The sequence below is a fragment of the Yersinia sp. 2542 StPb PI genome (assembly GCF_048593855.1).
Lineage (GTDB): Bacteria > Pseudomonadota > Gammaproteobacteria > Enterobacterales > Enterobacteriaceae > Yersinia > Yersinia enterocolitica_E.
This window is the reverse complement of sequence record NZ_JAZGQA010000100.1, coordinates 1-16,660: the sequence shown is the minus strand read 5'-3', so window position 1 is coordinate 16,660 and position 16,660 is coordinate 1. Positions and strand designations below refer to the sequence as shown.

The following is a 16,660-nucleotide window of genomic DNA, read 5'->3' as shown; positions in this document are numbered from 1 at the left end:
ATATTTGTTTTTATTGGTGGCGAAAGTTAATAGACGATAATTTAACAGGATAAATTTCTCTGGCAGGGCGATAACAACTGGGCTAACCGATATGAATTGATCGCAAGTGATAGTGTGTGGGGTGAAGAGTAAACTGTTAAAGTCTTAATCACTAAACAGTGATAACTACAGTAGGTGCCTTTATGACCATGGATTTATTTGATCAGTTGCCTCATGATCCCTGGATTGAAACGTTAGCGCCCGGTGCGGTTGTTTTACATCATTATGCACGGCAGCAGGCCGCATTATTATTTGCTGATGTTATTGCTATCACCACTGCCGCGCCTTTTCGCCATCTCATCACCCCCGGCGGTTACCGGATGTCGGTTGCCATGAGTAATTGTGGTCAGGTTGGTTGGGTGAGTGATATGCAAGGTTATCGCTATAGCCCGGTTGATCCTTTGACTGAGAAAAACTGGCCTGCCATTCCGGCAAGTTTTATGACATTAGCAGTCGATGCCGCGCAACAAGCGGGTTTCTCTCAATTTGAGCCAGATGCCTGCCTGATAAATCGCTACGAGGCAGGGGCTAAATTATCATTACATCAGGATAAAGATGAGCTGGATCTGCGTCAGCCAATAGTCTCGGTATCGCTGGGGCTAGCTGCGGTATTTCAATTTGGTGGGCTGACGCGTGAGGCTAAATGCCAGAGAGTCTTATTAACGCAAGGGGATGTTGTGGTCTGGGGTGGGCCTTCCCGTTTGAACTACCACGGTGTACTGCCATTGAAAGCCGGTTTTTCCGCTACGACCGGCGCTTATCGCATTAACTTAACCTTCCGTCGCACCCGCTGATTTGAGAGGTTATAAGAAAGTGTGAGAATGCCCTCAATCTTGTCTGGCAAGAGTGAGGGCGATGAGAGTTTTATTGCTGTTGACTCTCTTTTTTATGCAGCAACATATACACCGCAGGAATAACCAGCATCGAAAGCAGTGGTGCACTCACCATCCCGCCAATCATCGGAGCGGCAATACGTTGCATGACCTCTGACCCAGTCCCGCCGCCCCACATAATGGGAAGCAAGCCGGCCATAATAGTGGCGACAGTCATGGCTTTTGGTCGCACCCGCAGCACCGCGCCTTCATGAATAGCTGCACTCATTTGGCTGGCCGTCATAGCAATGCCGGGTTGCTGATGTTTTTTCACCGCCTGATTGAGATACAGCATCATTATTACGCCAAATTCAGCGGCCACACCGGCCAGGGCGATAAAGCCCACCGCGGCGGCAACGGAAAAGTTATATCCCAAGCCATACAGCAGCCACACCCCGCCAATCAGTGCGAAGGGAAGCGTCGCCATGATTAATGCGGCATCGCGGACACTGCTGAACGTGACATACAACAAGACAAAAATGATCATCAGGGTAACCGGTAACACAATTTTCAGTTTTGCCGTTGCCCGTTCCAGGTATTCAAACTGCCCAGACCAGCTAAGGGAGACGCCTTCCGGCAGTTTCACTTGTTGTGCCACCGCTTGCTGCATTTCAGTAACGGCTGATTTCAAATCTCGCCCGCGCAGATCAACATAGACCCAGTCAGATAAGCGCGCATTTTCACTTTTCAGCATCGGTGGGCCTTCTGTCACCTTGATATCGGCCAGTTCCGCCAGTGCGACTTGCCCGCCACCGGCAGTCACTACCGGCAAATCACGCAATTTTTGCAGTGAATCACGTATTTCCCGTGGGTAGCGCAGGTTGATTGGGTAACGTTCACGCCCTTCAATGGTTTCACCGATGTTTTGCCCGCCAATCACGGTTGCCACCAGTGATTGCAGTTCTTTTACTGAAACCCCATAGCGAGCGGCCCGTTGACGGTCAATGTTGATATCCACATAGCGGCCACCTGCCAGTCGTTCCGAGAGGGCCGAGGTCACACCTGGCACGTTGCGTACCACTTGTTCGATTTGCTGTGCCACCTGCTCAATTTGGTGCACATTTTTGCCATTCACTTTGATCCCAACCGGGCTTTTGATGCCGGTAGAGAGCATATCCAGCCGATTGCGGATCGGTGGCACCCAGAGATTGGCGATACCGGGCACCTTGACGGTGGCGTCCAGTTCTTCGATCAATTTGTCCATGGTCATGCCCGGCCGCCATTGATCCTTGGGTTTAAAACGAATGGTGGTTTCGATCATGGTCAGAGGGGCTGGATCTGTTGCCGTCTCTGCTCTCCCGGCTTTACCAAATACTGTCGCCACTTCCGGTATGGTTTTTATCAAACGATCGGTTTGTTGCAGTAAATGGCTGGCTTCGCGTACCGAAATCCCCGGCAGTGTAGAAGGCATATACAGTAAATCACCTTCATCCAACGCGGGCATAAACTCACTCCCCAGACGGCTTAATGGATACAGGGTTGCCAGCAGTAATATACCCGCGATAGCTAATGTGGTTTTTGGTCGCGCCAGTACGGCGGTTAACACCGGATGATAAAGGGCGATTAGCCCACGGTTAATGGGGTTGGCATTCTCATCAGGGATTTTGCCGCGAATAAAATAGCCCATTAATACCGGTACTAACGTAATGGCTAACCCCGCCGAAACGGCCATGGCATAGGTTTTGGTAAAAGCCAGCGGAGAGAACATCCGCCCCTCTTGCGCCTGTAATGTAAATACCGGAATAAACGATAAGGTGATGATCAGTAAACTGCAAAACAGCGCCGGACCGACTTCAATGGCCGCCTGCTCTGAAATGCGCCAGTAATCCTGACTGACCGGTGTTTTCCCCGGGTTATCTCGCCGCCATTGCTCCAACACTTTGTGCATATTTTCGATCATCACGATCGCGGCATCCACCATAGCCCCGATGGCGATGGCTATCCCGCCCAGCGACATAATATTGGCATTGACCCCCTGATAGTGCATGACGATAAACGCACCGAGAATCCCCAGGGGCAGAGTGATGATAGCCACCAATGCTGAGCGGAAGTGGAACAAAAACAGTGAGCAGATCACCGCCACCACTAAAAACTCTTCCAGCAATTTGAATGATAAGCTGTCGATGGCCTGAGTAATCAGGTGTGAACGATCATATACCGGTACGATTTCCACCCCAGCTGGTAAGCTGCGCTGAATCTGTTGCAGCTTCTCCTTCACGCCGTTAATGGTTTCCAGTGCATTTTTGCCATAGCGCATCACAATGATGCCACCGGCAACTTCCCCTTCACCATTAAGCTCGGCCACGCCACGGCGCATTTCTGGCCCCATCCGCACGGTAGCGACATCGGACAGTAAAATGGGAATACCTGCACGAGCAGTGATCACGATATTCCTGAAGTCATCCAGCGTTTTCAGGTAACCGCTAGCGCGCACCATATATTCTGCTGCCCCCATTTCCAGCACCGAACCACCGCCTTCCTGATTACTATCAGTAATGGCGCTGGCAATTTGTTGATGGGATAGATTTAGCGCCCGCATCTGTTCCGGGTCGAGAACGACTTGATATTGGCGCACCATGCCCCCGACACTGGCCACTTCAGAGACATTGGGTACTGTTTTCAACTCAAATTTTAGTGTCCAATCCTGCAAGGCACGCAGATCGGCCAGACTGTGTTTGCCGGTTCTGTCGATTAAGGCATATTCATAGATCCAACCCACCCCCGTGGCATCCGGTCCCAACGAGGCTTTGGCTTCAGCCGGCAAGGTAGCCTGCACCTGACTGAGATACTCCAGCACCCGTGAACGTGCCCAATAAGGATCAGTGCCATCATCAAACAGCACATAGACATAGGCGTCGCCGAACATCGAGAAACCGCGTACGGTTTTGGCACCAGGGACTGACAACATGGTGGTCGTCAGTGGGTAAGTCACCTGATCCTCGACCACTTGTGGTGCTTTACCGGGATAACTGACACGGATGATCACTTGCGTGTCTGACAAGTCTGGCAGCGCATCCAGCGGGGTTTGTTGCAGTGACCAAATTCCCCACGCGGCCATCATCACCGCGCCAAGCAGTACCAACAGCCGATTGCGCAGTGACCAGCGGATAATGGCGGCAATCATAGGTGGCTCCTGTGGGTATCGGTACTGCTATTGCTTGTTGCCGGCTGGATTTGGCGGATCTGTGCCCCTTGTTCATTGAGAGTGAAAGTGAAATTAACCTGACTACCAGCGACGATTTCCGGTGATAACGACTCTGCCGGTAGCTGGAAGTCCATCGTCATCGCTCCCCATTTCAAGGCCGCGATCGGGCCATGGGATAAGGTGATTGTTGAACCATTGATAGCGATGACTTTCCCTTGCACCGAGTAGATATCAATAGCTGCTGCGGCAGTGTTATTCGCTGTTGGCGTGGTATTCTCAGTTAAGGTGGGGGTATCCTCCATTTGTGGCAGAGCGCTTTGCAGACTGGCTTCTGAATCAATCAGGAATTGGCCCGAGGTCACCACCAACTGACCGGCGTTAAGCCCGGATTTTATCTCTGTCCAGCCGTCCTGAGTTTGCCCGGTACTGACATCCACTGGCTTAAAGTAGCCATTACCTTCAGCCAGCAGCACCCGGTTACTATTGCCTGACATCAGCAAGGCTTCTTGTGGAATAGCCAAGACCGGTTTTAGATTATCTGCTGGCGCGGATTGTACATTCAGGTACATGCCCGGTTTCAGCTTTTGTTGTGGGTTTTCCAGGACGATGCGCGCTTTTAAGGTGCGGGTAGCGAGATCCATATTAGGCAATAGCTCGCTGACGGTGCCGTGGAAGGTTTCACCCGGCCAACTGGCGGTCGTGGCGGCAATCGTACTGCCGATAGTGACTAAACTGGCTTGTGATTGCGGATAGTCCACCACTATCCATACCGGATCAAGGCTGGCTAATTCAAACAGTGATTGTGTCGCAGTCACTTGTGAACCGGCCCGAATATCCAACTTACTCACATAACCCTCAGACGGAGATCGTAAGGTGATCCGCGTTTGCGGCTGGCCGCTTTTTTCGACACTGCGAATCACCTCTTCTGGCATAAATTGCAGTTGTAGCCGTTGGCGAGCGGCGGCCGTTAATTGGCTATCACCCAAGGTACGGATTGCCAGATACTCTTGTTGCGCGGCACTCCAATCGGGAACCCATAATTGCGCCAATGGCTGATTTTTACTGACCGGTTGTTGATTGGCGCGTACATACAATTGTTCAATAATGCCGTTAGCCCGCGCCGCGATAACCTGCACGCTGCGCTCATCGGTTGCCACTGTGCCGTAACCGGCAAGACGATAGTTGAGTGATCGCATTTCCGCCGCGGCAGTGCGCACGCCTAAATTCTGCTGTTGGCGGGGGCTGATGCTAACGCCGCCCTGTGCTACGGCTTCATCGGCATAGCGCGGCACCAACTCCATATCCATAAACGGCGATTTGCCAGGTTGGTCGAAACGCTGGCCGGGGGACATAGGATCATACCAATACAGCACCTTCCGGCTATTTTCTGCCGGTGTTTTTTCAACCACCGTGGCTGCCGTGGTGGAGTGCTCTGAGGCGGGTTTAGCCAACAGATAACCGGCAACGCCACTGATCACGGCGACGGCCACCAGCGTCAAACGAGATAGCTTTTTCATCGCATGCTCTCCTGCGGGGTCAGATAACGGATGGCAGCCCAGGTACGGGCTAACTCTCTGGCGGCATTACTGGTATTGAGCTGGCTATCGAGCAGGGCACGCCGTGCTTCCAGCACACTGCTTAAATCGCTTTTATTGGCCTGATACTGCGCCATAACCAATTTAACCCGCTGTTTTTGCAGTGGTATAACCTCATCAGTCTGACGCTGCCATAATTGCTGTGTGGCCTGATATTGCGCCAGCAGAGTATCGAGTTGCGCCCGGTGGTCGCGGGTGAGTAACGTAAGCTGGTCGTTGGCTTCCATTGAACGCGATACATCGGCGGTATAGTCTTTGTCCTGACGTTGTGAGCGGAATAGTGGCAAATCAACGGTGATCATAACGCCCGCCATATCGTCATACTCGTCAGCTCGTTTAGCGTAATAGACCTCGATCCCAACGTCCGGTGTGGCGGCAATGGCCGATTGTGCGGAGCGGGCTTTGGCAACGTCAGCTTCACGGCTGGCAAGCAACACTTCAGGGTGCTGTTGGATGGCATCACGCAACACGGTGATATCTGCCGGTAGGCGGGCGAATGGTGGTAACGGGCCGCTGATATGCTTGACCTCAATACCGGTCAACTGCGTCAACTGGGTTTGTGCTAAGGCAACGTCACGTTGTGCGGTGGTCAATCTATCCTGCATGGCAGATAGCGTCAGGCGCGCATCCAATACACTGCTGGGTAATGCGCCACCACTGGCAACCCCGGCCCGTTGCAATGCGACCTGTTTTTCGCTTTCTTTTACCAGCACTTGCGCCGCGCCCACCGCCTGTTCGGTCAGGGCGAGATCAAGCCACGCCTGCGCCGTCTCTTTTTGCAGCCGGGTGCGGATAGTTTCACTGCCTGCTGCCGTTTTGCGTGCTTCAGCACTCAGGGTATCAGCCTTTCTTTGTCGCTTATCACTACTGATATAGTCCTGCATGATACCGACCCGCTGCATGGTCATGCCCTCGCGGGTGAAGCGGCGGGCATTACTGCCGCCGACCGGGAGGTTTTCAATACCAAACTTCAATTTTGGATCGGGCAGTTGGGTGGCTGAACTGGCCATATTTTCCAGCGCATTGACCTGATGCTGATTGGCAGACAGCTCGGCCGAGTAGCGTTCAGCATAGACCAGCGCCTGTTCCAGTGTGATATCTGCCGCGTAGCTCACCGCTGGCAGAGTGAAAAGTACCGCCATTAGCAGTGCAGTAAATCCGAATGGCAGCGCAGCCGTGGGGCGCACCTGCTGTGGGTGATTCAGTAAAGGGGTCATCATTATCCCGCCTTATGGCTGCTGTGCTGAAATGGCAGTTAGCTGATAGCCTTGTTCGGTCTGGCGGAAACTGAAGGTCACGGATGTACCTGCGGGTAATGGCTGTGCGGCCAGGCTCTCCGGTAGGTCAAATGTCATGGTCATCGGTGGCCAGTTCAATGCCGGAATGGCGCTATGAGCGATAGATACGCGGGTGGCATGCCAGGTTTTTATCTGGCCCTGGGAGTGATAGCTCTCTGCTGGCGCAGAATCCGCCATTATTGTATGACTATCATGAGACATCGGGCTACTTTCACTCATGGCCGGGCTGGCGGCGAACAGCGGAGAAGAGAACAGTAATACAGCAGATACAGCGCTAAATAAGATACGCATAGCAATAACTCCAAAACATAGAATAAGCACAACACACCACGATTAAGTGGCCTGAAGAAAACGGTTATTTATGTCTGGATCTATTCTCTAAAGCGGCAGAAAGCGATTTCAGTGGGGGGGCCGACAATGGGGGGGGTATGCCAGTCAACGCGCTGGACGCGTGGTGTTTGTTGCCTATCAGCCAATACTAACTCCGTATTGGTGGGTAAGGCTGCCAGCACCAACATGCCGCTGTCAGACTGGACAGAGTCAGGGATGCAGTGTTTTTCACATAAGGAGTTTTGCCCCTGACCATGAGACATATCCATCATTGATGGCATGTCGTGCATTTGGTTTTCTGTTGCTAAAGGGTCAGGCTGTATATGCCCTTGATGCTGGGTAAATACCGGCGAGGCAGAAGGGGCAATATCACACTGATGGCCGGCGATGGCCAACTGCGCGTTGAGAATTAGCCAGCAGGCAACCAGCAGCATACCGCACATGCGCATTTTACTGGCGCGCATCCGGTGCATAAGCTGTGGTACTCCCCTAAATGCTGGCATGTTTAACCTGAATGTGTGGTGATATTAAATAATGCTGCCAGCGAGTATAGGACCATCTCCCTGTTTTTAGAATGGTTTTATCGGGTTGCACTGAGTGAAATAAAAGGTTGCCAAAACGTTAGTATGCTGAATTTATTCTATTTATTTCGATATCTGAAGCCACAATGGGGTTGATTAGAAGAAATATTTACTTTTCTTTAAGTTATTAGCCCACACCGCTATGCATCAATCGGCGTGGGCTGAATAAACCTAAGCCTTACCAGGCATAACTGACAGTTGCGGTGGCAACACGGCCACTGCCATAGAAGCAAGCTGCCATCTGTGCACAACTGGCAACATATTCTTTGTTGAACACATTGTTGACGTTAACCTGCAAACTGGTGCCTTTCATCGCTGGCAGAGCTTGTCCCAGTTCATAACGCATCATCCAGTCATACAATGTCACCGCCGGGACTTTAAAGCTGTTCTTGGCATCACCCCAACTGGTGCCGATATAGCGGACACCAACACCAGTGGATAAGCCATCAACTACTCCTTTATCAAAGGTATACATTCCCCACAGTGAGGCGGAATGGCTTGGTGTGCGGGCTGGCATTTTGCCTAATTCAGCCAGTGTTTTGGTTTCACGCACTTTCCCTTTGGTGTAGGTATAGGCAGCAATCAGGTTGATATTGTCGTTAATCTCACTGTTTAACTGCGTTTCGATCCCCTGAGATTGCACTTCACCAATTGGGACGTTGTAGGCCAGCGCCTGGTCGTATTGGCTGATATTTTTCTGGCGTAAATCGTACAATGCAGTCGTCAACAAGGTGCTGCTGCCCGGTATCTGGTATTTGAGGCCAAGCTCAACTTGACGCGCGGTAACCGGGTCCAATGCCCCAGTTCCCGGCGCGCCTTTGGCGGTGCTAGGTTCAAATGAAGTACTGTAACTGATATACGGCGAGATACCGGAATCAAAGGCATACAACACACCAGCACGGCCGGTAAAGGCATGGTCGTCTTGTTGATCCTGAGTAGCGGTTTTGCGGCTTAGTGTTTTTAACTGTGACCAGTCATAGCGCCCGGATAAGAGGAAATTCCACTTATCCAGTTCAATTTGATCTTGTAAATAGACCCCCACCTGATCGAGTTTGGTCAGATCACTGCTATTGAGTGACAAGTCACTCTCTTTAATATTCAGACCATAGACAGGTGATACCCAATCCAGATTGTATTTTGTCTGCACGGTGCCCATAAAGAACTGACTATCAATACGGCTACGTTTGTAATCCAGCCCAGTCAGCACTGTATGGTTTAACTGCCCGGTCCAGAAATCAGCTTGCAGTTGGTTATCAACGGCAAACTCAGCCATGGTCTGGCGCTCGATTTGCGGGCGGCGAGTCATGGTGCGGCTATCTGGCAGCAAATTCATAAAGACCAGATACTTGTAGTCTTGCTTGTTATAGCTGTAGCGCAGGTTCTGGCGGAATTTAAAGGTGTCATTGATATAATGTTCAAGAGCATAGCCGACAGAGCTCTGCTCGCGTTCAGACTGATCAAATGACGGATCGCTAACGTTAAAATCGTAAGGTATATGGCCGTATGCAGTACCAAACACGGTTCCAGTGGCTGGCAAGAAGTTACGTGAACCGGCTTTGGGTTCTTTCTGATAACTGGTCAGTAAGGTAAAGGTGGTGTCTTCGTTCGGGATAAAGGTTAGTGCCGGGGCGAGAGCAAAACGCTCCTGTTTAAAGCTATTTACGGCATCATCTTGTGTTCTGCCAAGCCCGTTCAAACGATAGAGTACTTTACCTTCATCATCCAACACGCCACCGAAGTCGAATGCTGCTTCAGCCAGGCTATTATTGCCTGCACCCACCTGCACTTTATGAATACTTTCCGCTGTTGGGCGTTTACTGACCATATTGATCAGGCCGCCGGGGTTCACCTGGCCGTAAAGCACTGATGCTGGGCCGCGGATGACTTCAATTCGTTCCAGCAACCAGGGGTCTATCTGGCCTCCACGGCGTGCACCACCTAATGAGTTGTAGCTTAAGCCATCGAGAAAACGCGGGGCATAGCCAAAACCACGAATGATCACTTCGTCATTCATATTCGAGCCGCCACGGTATTCCGGCACGACACCGGCGGTATAGCGCAGGGCCTGTGCCACAGAAGCCGCCCCTTGATCTTGCATTTGCTGGCGGGTAATAACTGAAACTGATTGTGGGGTGCGGATCAGTGGTGTGTCAGTTTTAGTCGCGGTGGCGCTGTTTTTAGCGACGAAACCATCATCTTGTTGGCCGCTGCCCGGTTTGGCGACAACCACTAATTTATCTTCTTTAGCCGCAGTGGCCGCTAATGCGTTGAGTGACGGTATTAGTATCAAGGTGGTGGTGAATAATAAGGTCTTTGCTGTGCAGCCTGCGCGAAATGGCAATGTTGTTGGTATCTTCTTGCCAGAAATATCAAACATGATTTATCCCTACCTGGAAGTACAATAATGGAAAGTATTTAAACCTCATACGTCAGGTTCTTGATGCCAACCGGGCTTTATTTGCCTCTATTTAGCTTGGTTGTTACAAAAAAACGTTATATTCCAATCCAATAACCGTCGCATAGCACATCGCCCATATCTAAATTACGATGATAGGCTGGCACACTGGAGAGAATGCTTACTATGTTATTGCAAATAATAATACTTCTCAATATTATTTGTGTTTAGGTAATAACCTTATATATATTAAGTCTTATATCCATTTGTGATGGCGCACAGTCGCCGCGCTATCAATGAATAAAGACGTAATCATAAATAGACCGTGACCGGTGTGATGACATAAAGAGGGCAGCGTGTGAGAGTGGCGAGCGAATATCCAGAGAGTCAGCAGTTATTACAGGATCCTTCGGCGGGCAGTGAATCATGGTGGCAGCGCATCGCACAGTGGGGAACGCCCCTGACTGAACCGGCAGCGGCTGGCAAAGTAAAGCTGACTTTCCTGTGGCGCGACCGACAAGGAAAGGCGGGTGATTCGGTATATAGCTGCGTGTATATCGATGTTAACGGCGTGACAGATCACCACAGTATTAATCCTGAATCGCTCACTCGGCTGGGCCAGACGGATGTTTGGTATTGGCAGGCAGAGGTGGAGTCTGATTTTCGTGGCAGTTACAGCTTTATTCCCGTCTCAGCAGAGAAATGTTTGAATTTGCCGGCCGGTAATCCGCAAGAACAGCGTCAGGCACAGCGCGATTGGTGGATCTCATTGATGGATCTCGCTGAGAACGATCCGTTAAACCCGATCGCCGCGCATTGCAGTTATCGCGGAATGCCACTTTCTGCGGTTCATTTAGCCGATGCTTTGCCGCAAACGGCCTGGCAGCCAATTGATGCGGGTAAAATTCTGCCCGCCGACCCGCAACGTCTGCAACTGATTAGTTGGCACAGTCAGTTATTGGGCAATAGTCGCAATGTGTGGATTTACTCAACGACAACCGGTGCTGAAGATAAAGCCGATCGCCCATTGGCTATCTTGCTGGATGGCCAATATTGGGCACTCAGGCAGCCGGTGTTTGGCATTTTGGATAGTGAAACCGCCGCAGGGCGTTTACCTGCTGGCGTCTATGTGTTGATCGACATCATTGACCAGACTCATCGTTCGCAAGAGCTGCCTTGTAATCAGGATTTCTGGCAGGCATTGCAAACGGAATTACTCCCGCAGATTGCATTGCAACAGGCTTTTACGGAACAAGCGTCTCGTACTGTGGTGGCCGGGCAGAGTTTTGGTGGGTTGGCATCGTTGTACGCTGGATTACATTGGCCACAGCGTTTTGGTTGTGTGTTGAGTCAGTCCGGTTCGTTCTGGTGGCCTGATGTTGATAATTTCAAGGCACTGACGGCGGGGACTGCTGAACGTCAGGGCTGGCTGACCGAGCAGGTGTATCAGGGATTGGGGGCGAGTCAGCCATTGAATATCTTTATGGAAGCAGGTCGCCGTGAAGATGTGATTTATCAGGTCAATCAAGCCATGAGTGCAGCGCTTCGTCAGGCAGGGCATCGGTTGCAGTATCGGGTCTATGCGGGTGGGCATGATGCTCTATGCTGGCGGGGGGGCTTGATTGATGGATTGCGCTGTCTGTTAACCTGATCGACTGAGTCTTAACCGCCTTCGGCGAGCAGAGGGCAGGCTCGCTCTCTGCTCGCTGGCGGATTAAATTTTAAATCGCCCCTTCGGTATCACCAATGGTGTATGTGAAACCGGATCATCAATGATCAAACACGGCATACCAAATACCTGCTCGACCAAATCTGCCGTGATCACCTCGCGCGGGTGACCTTGTGTAACTACCTGCCCGTCGCGCATGGCGATAATATGGGTAGCGTAACGACAGGCATGATTAAGATCATGCAGAACAGCAACCAAGGTATGGTTATGTTGCTGATTAAGGTTACTGAATAACTCCAATAAATCAATCTGATGGGCGATATCTAAATAGGTGGTGGGTTCATCCAGCAGCAACAGCGGCGTCTGCTGTGCCAATACCATAGCTATCCATACTCGCTGGCGTTGCCCGCCGGATAATGCGTCCACTGATCTGTCAGCCAGTTCACTGACACCGGTGGCTTGCATGGCATTATTGACCGCCAGTTTATCGGCCTGTGTCCATTGCTGTAATAACTTCTGATGGGGATAACGGCCACGCGCCACCAAATCTAACACGCTGATACCGTCGGGTACTTGCGAACTTTGTGGCAACAAACCCAAATGACGAGCCACCTGCCGGGTATCAATGCTGGCGATATTCTTGCCGTCTAAAATTACCTGACCTGCTTGCGGTTTCAGCAAACGGCTCAGTGCGCGTAGCAGCGTTGATTTACCACAGGCATTGGGGCCGACAATCACCGTAAATTCACCATCAGGAATGGAGATGCTCAGGTTCTGGCTGATTATCTTACCGTCGTAGCCCAGTGTTAGGGCGTCGGCTTGTAAGCGGGAGGAAAAATCGCTGTGATGTAGGGTGGTTGCAGGGGTAACAATACTCATGATCGCCCGGACTCCCGGATTAAAAGCCAAATAAGATACAGGCCGCCGATGCTGGTGGTAACCACGCCGACCGGCAATTGATTAGGTGGAAATAGGTGTTGGGCGCAGAGATCGGCGGCAACCAGTAATAAGGCGCCCATCAGTGCCGACGTGGTTAACGTCACTGAAGATGTGCCCGCCAGACGCCGTGCTATTTGTGGGGCGGCTAATGCAATAAAGGAGATAGGCCCGGCGGCGGCGGTGACGGCGGCCATTAGAATGACGCCAATCGCCATCAGGCTCAGGCGAGTTTTCTCAACGGGAACCCCTAATGCACCAGCGGCATCATCGCCCATTTCCAGCAGTGGCATGCGGCGGCTAAGCAGCATTGCAGCTATCGTCGCGGCAAAGATAAACATCAGTGATGGCAGGCCCTTAGCCCAGCTCAGACCATTCAATGACCCCGCCCCCCAGGCCGCGGCAGTCATCGCCGATTCCAGTGATGCCGTGATTGTCAGCCAGGTATTGAATGCAGTGAGCATCGCGCCAATGGCAATGCCGACAATAATTAGCCGAAAACCTTGAATCCCTTGTCGATATGCCAGCAGATACACCGCAATAGCTGCCAGTAAGCCGCCAACCAAGGCGCTGCTGGCAATCTCGAAATAGTTGCCATTAAACAGAGTAATCGCGACTAGCGCGCCGGTATAGGCACCCATATTAAAGCCGATGATGTCAGGGCTGCCGAGTGGGTTACGTACTAATGACTGAAATATTGCGCCACTGATACCCAGTGCGGCACCAAAAATCAGCGCCATCACTGCGCGGGGTAAGCGCCACTGATTGACGATAATATCCACTGCACCACGGGTTTGCCCGAACAAGGCATTAAGTACCTGTTGAGGCGACAACGCCAGAGTCCCCGCCATTAATGCCAGCAGTGCGCCCAACAAACAGGCCAGCAGCAGCAGGCTGCAAACAACTAAACTGCGTGGTCGGATGCGTAAATTTATCGCGCCATCGGGGCGACCAAATAGCCACGGCGAGGTGACAGACTTCATAGCGTGGTCATCCTTTTGTTACGTCGAACGAGCCAGATTAGCAAAGGCGCGCCAATAAATGCCGTTACGACGGAAACCCGTAACTCGCCCGGCACCAAGAAGCGGCCAATAATGTCAGATACCAGCAACAGGATAGGTGTCATCACTAATGTGAATGGGAGAATCCAACATTGATTCGGCCCAACAATCCAACGGGCGATATGGGGGACCATCAGGCCAACAAAGGCGATAGGGCCAACGGCTGCGGTAGCGGCACCGCACAACAAGGTGACGGCGATGACTGCCCAAAATTGGGTTTGGACAATACGGGCCCCAATCGCGGCCGCCAGATCCTCTCCCATATGCATGGCATTGAGTGGCCGAGCCAGCAGCAGGGAGATTACACCGCCGAGCAGGATTGCCGGAGTGACGGCCAATACCACCGACATACTGCGGATATCCAATGAACCTGCCTGCCAGAAGCGCACCCGATCAAAAACCAGTGGATGTGTCAGTGCTATGCCAGAGGAAATCCCCATTAACACAGCGCCAATCGCGACACCGGAAAGTGTCAGGCGCAGGGGATTAACGCGCCCGCCGCCCTGAGCACCGACCCAATACACCACCAGGGTGGTTAACATCGCACCGACAAAAGCGGAAATAATATAACCCTGGATGGCATTAACGCCGAAAAAAATGATCCCGACGGCGACGGCAAAACTGGCTCCGGCATTGACGCCAAGAATACCGGGGTCAGCCAGTGGGTTACGGGTTAGGGCTTGCATGACTGCACCCGATAGCCCCAGCGCTGCACCGGCGAGTACACCAATCAGGGTTCGCGGCAGACGTGATTCAACGATCAAAATGCTATCGGCGCTGTGCTCTGTACCAAGCAAACTCTGCCAGACCACAGATAAAGGGATGGCTTTGGCACCGAGCATCAGGCTGGCAGCCATGACCAATAGCAACACAACAATGCTGAACAGCAGCAGCAGCCCGCGTCGGCGCGTTGTTGGTACCCCTGACGTCGACACCGGTGTCAGCGGTTTTATTGAATATTGATCTGGAGAATAATCAGCAGGCATTGTAACTCTTCTTTAACAAATGATTATTGTTATCGATTTGATTATCATTATTATTTGGGTGAGATATGTTAGCACGCATTATTGTTAGAATGCATCGCTGTGGTAACGCAGGGGGAAATTTAGCCTGCTCGGTCACATTCCTGAATGCGCTCAACGTCAGAACCGGGACTTACCCAATCAATGAGCAGGTTTAAACATCCCTTCAATTCGGGCTAACAGATTACTCGCACTGTAATAATCCAAGCGGAAAGTGTCATAACCCACGGCATAAACACGGTTGTGCTCAATCGCTGGAATATGAGCTAAAAATTTATTACTTTTCAATGCATCAACTGATGGTTGATCACCGGAGAAGAGTAAAATAGTCTCACCGTTCAGACCTTCAGCCAGCTTCTCGCCACCTAACTGAATAATATCCTTACGATGTCCCATACTGGTGTTACCTTTCACGGCTTCAGGTATTTCAGCGAGCCTAAAGCCCAGCGCCTGCAACAACTTGCCCTGTGCCGAGTCTTCAGTCCACAAGTTCGCGGTGCTACCGGCGGCTTGATAGACAAAAGCCGACGTTGGCTGCGGTGGTAAGGTAATACTCTGTTTCACCTCATTGAGCCGGTTGGCAAATTTATCAATCACATCTTTCGCATCGGTTTCATGGCCAGTTGCCTGCCCCAATATCATTGCTAACTCTTGCCAGCTTTTATCATCGTAATTAATCACTAAGGTTGGCGCGATAGCGGATAACTGCTCATACAATTTCACCGCGGAATCCCCCCCGGTGGCAGAAATAATAATTAAGTCAGGGTTCATGCCGGCAACAGCTTCGGCGTTTGGCTCAGTCTGATATATCGGCACCAGTTTTTTTGCCTGTGCGACAGCCGACCATTGAGTAAAGAACCCTTGATTATCTGCGACGGTGGAGCTGGGCGCGGTCGCTCCACTGGCAATCACCGGCGCATTGATCGCCAATAAGGTGCCAGTGATGGTGATGCTGGTGGAGACAATCCGTGTAGGTTGCTGCGTTAATGTGACCGGGCCTTTAGCCGTTTCCACCGTCCGGGACCATGCTGGTGAGTTGTCGTCTGCCGCTGATGCGTTGTTCTCCTCCGCGGGTTTGCAGCCGGATAACCAAAATATCAGACACAGCAAGCCCAGTAGGGCAGGCAGAGAACGGGATGTTTTACAGGCAGACATATAGTGGGACATAACGGCGTTTTCTCTTTCTATTTAACGGTGCCAGGTCGTAATTTATCACGCTATAAAATGAATAGTAGTAATTATTATTCCTATTACTATTTGCAATGTGGTGAGTGAAAGGGAAGATTGGCATGCTCATCTTCAAGACAGGAAACCTGGCGAAATATCGCACCAGTCAAACCATTTAGAAGACGATCAGTCGCGTGCTGGCCAGACTCATTAGCATGATTTAAGCCAATTCAGCCGGCCTTTGGGGGCTGCGGCTAGCGCGAATTAAGGTGTAATACCGGCCAGCGATCGTTGGCCGCTCTTCTTTTAGTATCACCGCCGCCGTGCTAAGCACATGCCTATATTGCAATGAATAAAATTGTTATTTCCCCAGCCTGGTTTCCTTGCTAAAAAAATACGGAATCAACCATAGTAAATAAATAGTTAAATTTTGCTGTATCGCGTGCCTGATGGTTTGATATGGATTTTTGTTATTATTTTATTTATCTCGCCCAATCGCATTTAATAAGATATTTAATTCTGCAATTGCAAAAACAGGTAATTCTCTATC

Annotated in this window: 12 protein-coding genes; 2 read left to right on the top strand and 10 right to left on the bottom strand. The window is 51.2% G+C overall.

Annotated elements, in window-relative coordinates; translation table 11 throughout:
- The first annotated feature begins 182 nt into the window (after nt 1–182).
- Complete coding sequence (alkB, locus tag V1952_RS13175) at nt 183–833, top strand: DNA oxidative demethylase AlkB (protein WP_372560515.1); 651 nt, start codon at nt 183–185, stop codon at nt 831–833.
- A 70-nt stretch (nt 834–903) separates the two neighbouring features.
- On the opposite strand, the gene V1952_RS13170 is transcribed toward alkB, so the two are convergent.
- The 6 genes from V1952_RS13170 to V1952_RS13145 all read right to left on the bottom strand — a co-directional run bounded on the left by V1952_RS13170 (nt 904) and on the right by V1952_RS13145 (nt 10,237).
- Complete coding sequence (locus V1952_RS13170; protein WP_420074880.1) at nt 904–4,035, bottom strand: efflux RND transporter permease subunit; 3,132 nt, start codon at nt 4,033–4,035, stop codon at nt 904–906.
- Nucleotides 4,032–5,573, bottom strand: coding sequence for an efflux RND transporter periplasmic adaptor subunit (locus V1952_RS13165; protein WP_420074879.1), 1,542 nt, complete (start codon nt 5,571–5,573; stop codon nt 4,032–4,034). Before V1952_RS13165 ends, V1952_RS13170 begins: the two co-directional genes overlap by 4 nt.
- On the bottom strand, nt 5,570–6,868 hold the full coding sequence (locus tag V1952_RS13160; RefSeq protein WP_420074881.1) for a TolC family protein: 1,299 nt from the start codon (nt 6,866–6,868) through the stop codon (nt 5,570–5,572). The genes V1952_RS13165 and V1952_RS13160 overlap by 4 nt, the downstream gene beginning before the upstream one ends.
- Nucleotides 6,869–6,880: 12 nt before the next feature.
- A complete protein-coding gene (locus V1952_RS13155) occupies nt 6,881–7,240 on the bottom strand; it encodes a copper-binding protein (RefSeq protein WP_372560518.1) in 360 nt (119 codons plus the stop codon).
- Nucleotides 7,241–7,320: 80 nt separating this feature from the next.
- Entirely contained in the window at nt 7,321–7,752 is a 432-nt protein-coding gene (locus V1952_RS13150) for a hypothetical protein (RefSeq protein WP_420074878.1), read from the bottom strand.
- Between the two features lie 286 nt (nt 7,753–8,038).
- Nucleotides 8,039–10,237, bottom strand: coding sequence for a TonB-dependent siderophore receptor (locus V1952_RS13145; RefSeq protein WP_420074877.1), 2,199 nt, complete (start codon nt 10,235–10,237; stop codon nt 8,039–8,041).
- A 376-nt stretch (nt 10,238–10,613) separates the two neighbouring features.
- Between V1952_RS13145 and fes the strand changes: the two genes are divergently transcribed.
- Complete coding sequence (gene fes, locus V1952_RS13140; RefSeq protein WP_420072300.1) at nt 10,614–11,906, top strand: enterochelin esterase; 1,293 nt, start codon at nt 10,614–10,616, stop codon at nt 11,904–11,906.
- A 63-nt stretch (nt 11,907–11,969) separates the two neighbouring features.
- Here fes and V1952_RS13135 read toward each other — a convergent pair whose 3' ends face one another.
- The 4 genes from V1952_RS13135 to fepB form a co-directional block, all read right to left on the bottom strand.
- Nucleotides 11,970–12,803 carry an ABC transporter ATP-binding protein gene (locus V1952_RS13135; protein WP_372560522.1) on the bottom strand — a complete coding sequence of 278 codons (834 nt, stop codon included), beginning with the start codon at nt 12,801–12,803 and terminating at the stop codon, nt 11,970–11,972.
- Nucleotides 12,800–13,843 carry an iron-enterobactin ABC transporter permease gene (gene fepG, locus V1952_RS13130; protein WP_372560523.1) on the bottom strand — a complete coding sequence of 348 codons (1,044 nt, stop codon included), beginning with the start codon at nt 13,841–13,843 and terminating at the stop codon, nt 12,800–12,802. Before fepG ends, V1952_RS13135 begins: the two co-directional genes overlap by 4 nt.
- Nucleotides 13,840–14,907: a Fe(3+)-siderophore ABC transporter permease gene (gene fepD / locus V1952_RS13125; protein ID WP_420074876.1), complete on the bottom strand. Its 1,068-nt coding sequence runs from the start codon at nt 14,905–14,907 to the stop codon at nt 13,840–13,842. The genes fepG and fepD overlap by 4 nt, the downstream gene beginning before the upstream one ends.
- A 177-nt stretch (nt 14,908–15,084) precedes the next feature.
- Nucleotides 15,085–16,110, bottom strand: a complete 1,026-nt coding sequence (fepB, locus tag V1952_RS13120) for a Fe2+-enterobactin ABC transporter substrate-binding protein (protein ID WP_372560525.1) — start codon at nt 16,108–16,110, stop codon at nt 15,085–15,087.
- Between the last annotated feature and the right edge of the window lie 550 nt (nt 16,111–16,660).